13 protein-coding genes are annotated in these 8,849 nt (G+C 59.4%); all 13 read left to right on the forward strand.

All coding sequences use genetic code 11. The features are described from left to right. Positions 1-203 precede the first annotated feature (203 nt). Positions 204-1,283 (forward strand): Mrp/NBP35 family ATP-binding protein, encoded by a 1,080-nt coding sequence (locus J4F42_18395; GenBank protein ID MCE2487489.1) that lies wholly within the window; start codon positions 204-206, stop codon positions 1,281-1,283. Positions 1,284-1,308: 25 nt separating this feature from the next. Next, positions 1,309-1,623: a DUF971 domain-containing protein gene (locus tag J4F42_18400; protein ID MCE2487490.1), complete on the forward strand. Its 315-nt coding sequence runs from the start codon at positions 1,309-1,311 to the stop codon at positions 1,621-1,623. A 9-nt stretch (positions 1,624-1,632) separates the two neighbouring features. Next, a complete protein-coding gene (locus tag J4F42_18405) occupies positions 1,633-2,694 on the forward strand; it encodes an Mrp/NBP35 family ATP-binding protein (protein MCE2487491.1) in 1,062 nt (353 codons plus the stop codon). A 42-nt stretch (positions 2,695-2,736) separates the two neighbouring features. Next, a complete protein-coding gene (locus tag J4F42_18410; protein ID MCE2487492.1) occupies positions 2,737-3,090 on the forward strand; it encodes a 2Fe-2S iron-sulfur cluster binding domain-containing protein in 354 nt (117 codons plus the stop codon). Between the two features lie 23 nt (positions 3,091-3,113). After that, entirely contained in the window at positions 3,114-3,833 is a 720-nt protein-coding gene (locus J4F42_18415; GenBank protein ID MCE2487493.1) for an FAD-dependent oxidoreductase, read from the forward strand. A 116-nt stretch (positions 3,834-3,949) separates the two neighbouring features. After that, positions 3,950-4,354 (forward strand): Fe-S cluster assembly scaffold IscU, encoded by a 405-nt coding sequence (gene iscU / locus J4F42_18420; protein MCE2487494.1) that lies wholly within the window; start codon positions 3,950-3,952, stop codon positions 4,352-4,354. Positions 4,355-4,447: 93 nt separating this feature from the next. Continuing rightward, positions 4,448-4,978: an NADH-quinone oxidoreductase subunit B gene (locus tag J4F42_18425; GenBank protein ID MCE2487495.1), complete on the forward strand. Its 531-nt coding sequence runs from the start codon at positions 4,448-4,450 to the stop codon at positions 4,976-4,978. A gap of 11 nt (positions 4,979-4,989) precedes the next feature. Beyond that, a complete protein-coding gene (locus J4F42_18430; protein MCE2487496.1) occupies positions 4,990-5,547 on the forward strand; it encodes an Rrf2 family transcriptional regulator in 558 nt (185 codons plus the stop codon). A 98-nt stretch (positions 5,548-5,645) separates the two neighbouring features. Further along, positions 5,646-6,005, forward strand: coding sequence for an NADH-quinone oxidoreductase subunit A (locus J4F42_18435; GenBank protein MCE2487497.1), 360 nt, complete (start codon positions 5,646-5,648; stop codon positions 6,003-6,005). A 23-nt stretch (positions 6,006-6,028) separates the two neighbouring features. Then, positions 6,029-6,526 carry an NADH-quinone oxidoreductase subunit NuoB gene (gene nuoB, locus J4F42_18440; protein MCE2487498.1) on the forward strand — a complete coding sequence of 166 codons (498 nt, stop codon included), beginning with the start codon at positions 6,029-6,031 and terminating at the stop codon, positions 6,524-6,526. Positions 6,527-6,587: 61 nt separating this feature from the next. Next, complete coding sequence (locus J4F42_18445; protein ID MCE2487499.1) at positions 6,588-7,085, forward strand: NADH-quinone oxidoreductase subunit C; 498 nt, start codon at positions 6,588-6,590, stop codon at positions 7,083-7,085. A 62-nt stretch (positions 7,086-7,147) separates the two neighbouring features. Beyond that, positions 7,148-8,302, forward strand: coding sequence for an NADH-quinone oxidoreductase subunit D (locus J4F42_18450; protein ID MCE2487500.1), 1,155 nt, complete (start codon positions 7,148-7,150; stop codon positions 8,300-8,302). 56 nt (positions 8,303-8,358) lie between these two features. Further along, positions 8,359-8,849: NADH-quinone oxidoreductase subunit H (locus J4F42_18455; protein ID MCE2487501.1), on the forward strand; the 491-nt coding region annotated here is incomplete at its 3' end.

The following is an 8,849-nucleotide window of genomic DNA, read 5'->3' on the forward strand; positions in this document are numbered from 1 at the left end:
CAGCCGAGTCCGAAGAAGATGGTCGGCTAAGGGCAAGCTGACATGGTGGACCGACGGGGGGCGGGCTTGACAAAGTAGACCTTACAGGTCTATATTCTGAGCCGATAAAAAGCTCTGTAAGTCACTAAAAAGATTGGGAAAAAAGGAAGGGAGACGAGGACCTCGTCCTTCCCTGATCGGCCGACCGGTTTCAAGGAATACCCATGCCAAGCGAAGCGGACATTCGCGCTCAGCTCAAGCAGATTGCCTACCCCGGTTCAAAACACGACATTGTGACACTCGGCCTTGTTGGGGATATCGGCATGAAAGACGGCACGGTTGTGGTCCATCTGCGGACGACCAATGCCCAGGAGCAGGTGCTCCAGCACCTGAGAGCCCGGATCGTGGCGGCGCTATCGGCTGCGGACGGGGTTGACCAGGTACACGTCCATATCCCCGGCCAGCAAGAACGGCCGCACGCTCAGCACGGCGCCCAGACCAGACCCCAGATGAAAGAGCCGACGGTGGTGCCTGGGGTGCAGCGCATTATTGCGGTGGCCAGCGGCAAGGGCGGGGTGGGTAAGTCTACGGTGGCGGTGAACCTGAGCTTGGCGCTCGGCGCCTTGGGCAAGACCGTTGGTCTGCTCGATGCGGACGTGTATGGGCCGAGTATTCCGCTCATGATGGGCACCCAGGCGACGCCCCGGCCTGCCCATAATAAGAAGATCTATCCGGTCGAACAGCACGGCATCAGCCTCATTTCCATGGGGTTTTTTGTGGATGACACGTCCCCGGTCATCTGGCGCGGGCCGATTGTGATGGGCATTGTCCGCCAGTTTTTGCGCGACGTGATCTGGGGTGAGCTGGAGTATCTGGTTGTCGATCTGCCGCCCGGCACGGGGGATATTGCGCTGACGCTGGCCCAGGAAGTCCCACTGAACGGCGGGGTAGTGGTCACGACGCCGCAGGATGTGGCGCTGCTTGACGTGCGGCGCGGGATTGCCATGTTCAGACAAGTCCAGGTTCCGATTCTGGGCGTGATCGAAAACATGAGTCGCTATGTCTGTCCTGAGTGCCATCACCAGGAAGAGATTTTTGGCCGGGGCGGGGCGAAAAAGACCGGTCTGCCGCTCTTGGGCGAGGTGCCGCTGGTCGAAGATATCCGGCTGGGCGGTGACCGGGGCAAACCGCTGATTCTTGCCGAGCCCGAGCATCCCGTTTCCCAGGAGTTCAGGGCGATTGCCCAGCGGGTCATGGAAGCCGACGATCTCAACGTGCAGCGCCAGGGCCAGCCCGTGCACTGATATCGGCTCCACGAGGAGAACGGCTATGCCCAAACCGACACTGGTGACCCCTATCGACGAAGACAAGCAGTTGCGTATCCTGTGGGATGACGACGAGTTGAGCGAGTTCTCGTTCGCCTATCTGCGCGGCTGGTGCCCGTGCGCGATGTGCCAGGGCCACAGCGGGGAGCGCAGTTTTGTCAGCGTTGACGACCCGCAGCTGGTGGATATCCGCCCGGTCGGCAACTACGCCCTGAACATTGTCTGGAAGGACTGTGAAAACGGCATCTATACCTTTGACTATCTGAGAGAACTCGGGAGAGCCGCGGAAAGCCGGTCGCAAGAGTCACAACACGAATAAGAGAGACGTATGCCAAGTCCGCAAGAACTGCTGGAATCCCTCAAAAGCGTCAAATATCCCGGGTTCAGTCGCGATATTGTGTCCTTTGGCATGGTCAAGGATATTGCGGTTGGGGTCTCGCGGGTGGTGGTTCAGGTTGCACCATCAACCGGGAACAAAGAGGTGATTGATCAGATCCGGCGCGAGGTGCAGGCCACGCTGGCGACCCAGGTTGAGTTGCCGATTGAGGTGGAGATCCTGCAACCCGGCGGTGGGGAACGACCGACAGCTCAGCCTCAGGCCCACTCTCTGCCCCCCAAGCCCGACATTCCGGGTATTCAGCATGTCATTGCGGTGGCCAGCGGCAAGGGCGGGGTCGGGAAATCCACCGTCTCGGTGAATCTGGCGACCGCTCTGGCTTCGGCCGGTCAGCGCGTCGGTATTTTGGACGCCGATGTGTACGGTCCGAGTATGCCGCTGATGCTGGGCCTGACACAGCGGCCCAAAAGCACCCCGGAAAAAAAGATCATTCCGCTGACCAAGTACGGCCTCAAGGTGATGTCGATGGGCCTGCTGCTGGCCGAGGAGCAGGCTGTGGTGTGGCGCGGGCCGATGGTCGATAAGCTGCTGACCGAGTTTCTGCGCAATGTCGAGTGGGGAGAGCTGGACATCCTGGTCATAGACCTGCCACCGGGTACGGGCGACGCCCAGCTGAGCATTTGTCAAAAGGCGCCGCTGTCGGGCGGCGTGATTGTCACCACCCCGCAAGATGTCGCCCTGATGGATGTCCGTCGCGGCGTTCAGATGTTCCAAGAGGTCAAGGTGCCGGTTCTGGGGGTGGTTGAGAACATGAGTTATCTGGTGTGCAGTTCGTGTGGACATCAGGCCCATGTCTTCAGCCAGGGCGGGGGCAGGCAGGTGGCCGAGCAGTTTCAGGTACCTCTGCTGGGTGAGATTCCGCTGCTGCGTGATATTGTCTCGGCCGGGGACAGCGGCACGCCGCTCGTCGTCTCGCAGCCCGAGCATCCCCAGACTCGGGCGTTTGTCAGTATTGCCGCGCAGGTGCTGCAGCAGTTGAAAGGCGAACGATGATGCCCTCGTCAAGAGATCATCGTTTCCCTGTGTAATATCCCGATGGCGACACTGCGGGTGCTGTTCGAGACCGGCGAGCCGGAACAGGTCATTGAATTCGATCCGGCCGACGCCCCTTTTCAGGATGACGGACAGCCGGGGTCAATTCTGGATGTCCTGCTGGGTCATCAGGTGGTCCTTGAACACGCCTGTGGCGGCCACTGTGCGTGCACGACCTGTCATGTGATTGTCAAGGCTGGCGAAGAATATCTGTCGGAGAGTGAAGAGTCCGAGGAGGACATGCTGGATAGAGCACCCGGCTTGACGCCGAGTTCCCGGCTTGGCTGTCAGGCTGTTATTGAGGCCGGGCAGATCACCGTGCTGATCCCCAGGTACACCATCAACCAGCAGGCGTGAGTTCCCGGCTCTCTCTTCCTCCCATGCCACAGACCCCGCTCTATCAGGCCGCCATTGAGCGCATCGTCGAGCGTGCGCCCGACACCCGTTCATTTTTTCTGCGGCTCGGTGCCGACCAAATCCTGCGCTTCAGGCCGGGCCAGTTCCTGTCCTTTCAGTTGCCGGGGCGCGGGAAAACCCTGACCCGGGCATATACGATTACCTCGAATCCAGAAGATAACGGGCTGTTAGAAATTTGTCTGAATCTGGTCCCTGATGGACCGGGCTCGCAGTACTTATTTGCCCGCCGGATAGGCGACCGGCTGTCTTTCAGCGGTCCCTGGGGTGGCTTTGTGTTTGACCGGGCGCCGTCGGCCGAGTGCGTCTTCATTGCCGAGGGGACCGGGATTGCGGCTATTCGACCCATGCTGAGGCGGGCGCTTGAGGGTGGTCTGCAGCAGCCCCTGACCCTGGTCTATGCAACGGCGGGCGAACAAGACCTGCTGTATCGGGAGCAGTTGGAAGGCTGGGCCCGGGCGCATATCGCCTTCAGCTTTCGCCCTCTCCTGGTTCAGCCTGCCGCGTACTGGGACGGCTTGCAGGGCGACCTCCTGGCTCATGTCGAAGCCTGCTATGTCAAACGCGACACTGACCGGTCGCGTCATTTTTATATCTGTGGGATTGGCCAGCGAGTCTTACAGCTTCGTGACCTCCTGCGGGCGGCGGGTTATGAGCGCCGAGCGGTGAAATATGAGAAGTGGTGAGCAGTCGGCCTTTGCGGCAGATTGACAACGTAGACCCTAGCGGTCTATATTTTGAGTCACGGCAGTCTGCATACGCTGAGTGCTGTGACACAGTGATCGTTTCGAAAGGAGCAGCCATGGCCTACACCGATAAGGTCCTTGAGCACTACGAGAACCCCAAGAATGTTGGCAGTTTTGCCAAAGACGACGACAACGTTGGCACCGGTGTCGTCGGTGCCCCTGAGTGTGGCGATGTGATGAAGCTACAACTCAAGATCAATCCCGACACCGAGGTCATTGAGGATGCCCGCTTCAAAACCTTTGGCTGCGGCTCGGCGATTGCCTCGTCGAGTTACGTGACCGAACTGGTCAAAGGCAAGACGATTGAGGAAGCCTACGAGATCAAAAATACCGAGATCGTCAAGGAGTTATCCCTGCCGCCGGTCAAGATCCACTGTTCGGTCCTGGCTGAGGACGCGATTAAATCTGCTGTGGCAGACTGGCGGGAGCGCGACGACAAGGCGGACGATAAGGCGGCATAGCCCTTGGGTGCGCTGTCCGCAGCGGACCACAGCGCTGTGTAGGGGTAACCCCCTGTGGTTGCCCGGCCTGTGATTGCCCAGCGAGGTCAGACAATGGAAAATGGCCAGACCTTGACCACGACTCCGCGTTTGCAGGGTGGGGATGAAGCTCTGCTCGGCGACGCGGTTGTGCTCACCCAAATTGATAAGGCCATCGGCTGGGCGCGGAAGTACTCCATCTTTCCGTACCCGTTTGCCACGGCGTGTTGCGCCATGGAATACATGGCTTTGTCGATGACCCCCTACGATATTGACCGCTTTGGCGCCTTGCTGCCGCGTTTCAGTCCACGCCAGGCCGATCTGCTGATGGTGATCGGGACGGTGACGTGTCGCCAGGCGCCCATTCTGAAACGGGTGTACGAACAGATGACCGAGCCCAAATGGGTCATGGCCTTCGGGGCGTGTGCCTCGACCGGTGGATTTTACGATAATTATACCACCGTAGCCGGCATTGATCGCATCGTTCCGGTTGATGTCTATGTGCCGGGCTGTCCGCCCCGTCCGGAAAATGTCCTGGACGCCTTAATGGCGCTCCAGCGCAAAATCCATTCCCAGAAGCAAAAGCTGCGTGGGATGGCGGCCTGAAGGTACGGGCTATGGGCAAGACAGGAAAGCCGAAATTGGTCGAGCGCAGCTCGCTGATGAACATCGGCAAACGGGTTGATTATGCCGTCCGCGCCCTGTCCTACCTGGCCGCCCAGCCGCATGGAACCGTCGTCTCTCGGCGCGAAATCCAGCGGAAACAGGATATTCCCTCCCATTTTCTGTCGAAGATCATGAAACAGCTCGCCGGAGGAAATCTGGTTGAGTCGCATATGGGAGCCCGGGGCGGTTTCAGCCTCAAAAAACTGGCCGCCCACATCAACCTCAAGGAGGTCTATGAGTGCCTTGAGGGTCCCCTGCTGCTGATGGAATGCCTCGAAGAGGGCGAACAGGCGTGTCAGTACTGCGAGGTGTGTAACCAGATCTCAGTCTGGGGTGAAGCTCAGCGACGGCTCGCCGAATACCTGGCCAGCGTGTCGCTGGGCCAGATTGCCCACAAGGCCGGACTGCGGGAGGAACTTGCCCATCGTGGACAGGGAGGATATAGAGAAGCCGCGCCGCTTGGCACCGCCACCAGCCTGCTCCAACGGGCAGGACACAGCGGGGCATGAAAACGGCGCCCCAGTAAGTCAGGAGTGAAGCGGTGTATTTTCATTTTGGCAATGTCCTGGTATTCACCCTCCTCGGGCTCGGCCTGTGCGCCTTCCATATGATCCTGGGCAGCTTTCTGCGTCCCCATAATCCCGAGGCCAAGAAGCTGACGACCTACGAGTGTGGCGAGTTGCCGACCGGCGGGGCATGGATCAACTTTAACATCCGGTTCTATCTCATTGCCCTTGTTTTTGTCATTTTTGATATTGAGGTTGCCTTCATCTATCCGGTGGCGGTGGCATTTCGGGAGTTTGTGCTGGCCGGCAACGGACTGTTTGCCATGACCGAGATTTTTCTCTTCCTGGGGATTCTGGCCGTCGGGCTGGTGTATGTGTGGAAGAAGCGCGATCTGGAATGGATCAAGCGCATCCAGTCCGAGCAGACGGAAGAGGAACAGGTGCTCCCCAAGGCGGCCTAAGAGACTGTGCATGAGGAGGATTCATGTCGCTTGTCAATAGTGTGCCGGAGATGGTGATTACCGCCAAGGTGGACGAGGTTCTGAATTGGACCCGGAAATCTTCCGTGTGGTATATGCTGTTTGGCTTGGCCTGTTGCGCCATTGAGATGATGCAAACCGGCGGCCCACGGGCGGATCTGGAGCGGTTCGGGGCGGCTCCCCGGGCCACGCCGCGACAGTCCGACATGATGATTATTGCCGGAACCCTGACTCTGAAAATGGCGCTCCGCACCAAGGTCTTGTACGACCAGATGCCCGACCCCAAATACGTCATCTCGATGGGTAGCTGCTCAAACTGCGGCGGCCTGTTTCAGCTCGCCTACTCGGTGTGTGACGGGGTGGATAAGGTGATTCCGGTCGATGTCTACGTGCCGGGTTGTCCTCCCAGACCCGAGGCCCTGACCGAGGGCCTGCTCAAACTCCAGGAAAAGATGATGCAAGAGCGCTGGCTGGTCAAAAAGACGCCAGCCCAGGCGGCCTAGTCCTGCGGGGCGGCTGTGGCGAACCCCAAGCCGTCCCCTCTCCAACCCCTGTGTCATGCCTATGTCCCCAGCCGATATTTTCCACAAAATCGCCGAGCGCTTTGGCCCCGAGGCTGTTGTGTCCCGTGACGAGGACGCGCTCGACCCGTACTGCATTATTCAGCCTGAGCTGACGGCCGACATCTGCCGCTTTCTCCAACAGGAGGCCGATCTGGCCTTTGACTGTTTGTCGAACATGTCAGGTGTGGATTTCCTGAAAGACGAGAAAATCCAGGTCGTACTGCACCTGTACTCCTACCCCCACCGCCATATGATCGTGCTGAAAGTCGATGTTCCGCGTGACGCGCCCGAGATGCCGTCGGTGGAGGGGGTGTGGAAGGCGGCGAACTGGCTGGAGCGCGAAATTTACGACCTGCTCGGGGTCAATTTCACCGGCCATCCGGATCTGCGTCGTCTGCTCATGCCGGAAGACTGGGTTGGCCACCCTCTACGCAAGGATTTTGTCGAGCCGGAAGAGTACCACGGTATCAGCACCCGGCGTGAGAGTTTGCTCAAGTGAGACGGTCTGCTCCGGCCCGGGCACAATCCTGCCCGCACGGCTGACCGCCACAGGAGGATGGTATGAGCCTGGCAGGTTATGAGGTCGAGGTCCAACGTGGAGAGGGCTTGGCGACCGAAGAGATGACGCTGAACATGGGTCCTCAGCACCCCAGTACGCACGGCGTGCTGCGCTTTGTGGTCAAGGCCGATGGCGAGGTGATGCGGACGGCCATTCCCGACATTGGCTACCTCCACCGGTCTATTGAAAAAATCTCCGAAAAGGTCGGCTACCACGGTTTCATGCCGTACACCGACCGGGTCGATTATGTCTCGGCCATGCAGTGCAACCAGGGTTGGGGCATGGCCTGCGAGCGGCTGGCCGGTATTGAGGTGCCCCGGCGGGGCGAGTTCTGCCGGGTGATCGCCTGCGAGTTGGGTCGGATGGCCAGCCATCTGCTCTCGGTCGGCACGATGGTCATGGATATCGGCGGCTATACGCCCTTTTTGCACGCCATCCGTGAGCGGGAGAAGATTAATAACCTGCTGGAAGAGCTGTGCGGCGCGCGCCTCACTTTCAACTATATGCGGGTCGGTGGCGTGGCCTGGGATTTGCCGCCGAATTATGCCGACACCGTCCTCGCTTTTCTGGATCAGTTCGAGCCGTTGGTTGACGAATACAACGACCTCATTTCGTACAACAAGATTTACGTCGAACGGCTGGCCAATGTGGCTGTGGTCAGCCAACACGAAGCCATCAATTACAACCTGGTCGGACCCAATCTGCGCGCCTGTGGCATCAAGTATGACGTGCGGCGCGATGAGCCGTATTCGATCTATCCTGAGCTGGATTTCGATATTCCAACCGGCACCGGCGAGATGGGCCAGCAGGGCGACTGCTTTGACCGCTATATGACTCGCATCCGGGAACTCAAGGAATGCTGCAAAATTGTGCGCCAGTGTCTGGCGATGATCCCCGACGGGCCGGTGCTGGCAAGAGTCCCGCGCAAGCTCAAGCCGCCGGCCGGCGATGTCTATGTGCGGGTCGAAGGCTCGCGGGGTGACATGGGCTGGTATGTGGTCAGTGACGGGACCGAGTTCCCGTACCGGACCAAGATTCGAACCGGCTCGTTCTCGGCCATGAGTATTGTCGATAAAGTCAGCCAGGGCCTGATGATCGCCGACCTGATTGCCCTGATTGCCAGCTTTGATGTGGTCGCACCGGAGGTCGACCGCTAGCCGCTCGCTTGGCGAGCTAGACAAAAGTGGACGAGTAAGGTAGGCACAGCGACGCTATGCAAGGACTCTTCGACCGACTGATGGCCAACGGGTGGTTTGCCGGGGTGCCGGCAGACGTGGTGTATGCCGCAGGCATGCTGGCCTTTGGTCTGGTGCTGGTGTTTGGCTTTGTGATGCCGATGGTGCCGATCACGGTCTGGCTTGAGCGGCGGGTGTGGTCGCGTATTCAGTCACGCATCGGACCGAACCGTGTCGGCCCCCAAGGCGTGTTGCAGGGTATTGCCGACGGGGCCAAGAACATTCTGAAGGAAGATATTGTTCCTGACGCGGCCGACCGTCCCCTGTTTCTGTTTGCCCCCTATCTGCTGGTGTGGGGCTTTATCGCGACCTTTGTGGTCGTGCCCTTCAGCAGCAGTCTGATTATTGCCGATCTGAACGTGGGTATCCTGTATCTGACGGCCATGACCGCCCTGTCGGTGGTGGGCGTACTGATGGCGGGCTGGGCATCGAACAACAAATGGTCGCTGCTGGGCGGGATTCGGTCTGC

Source organism: Desulfurellaceae bacterium (genome assembly GCA_021296095.1).
Taxonomy (GTDB): domain Bacteria; phylum Desulfobacterota; class Binatia; order Bin18; family Bin18; genus JAAXHF01.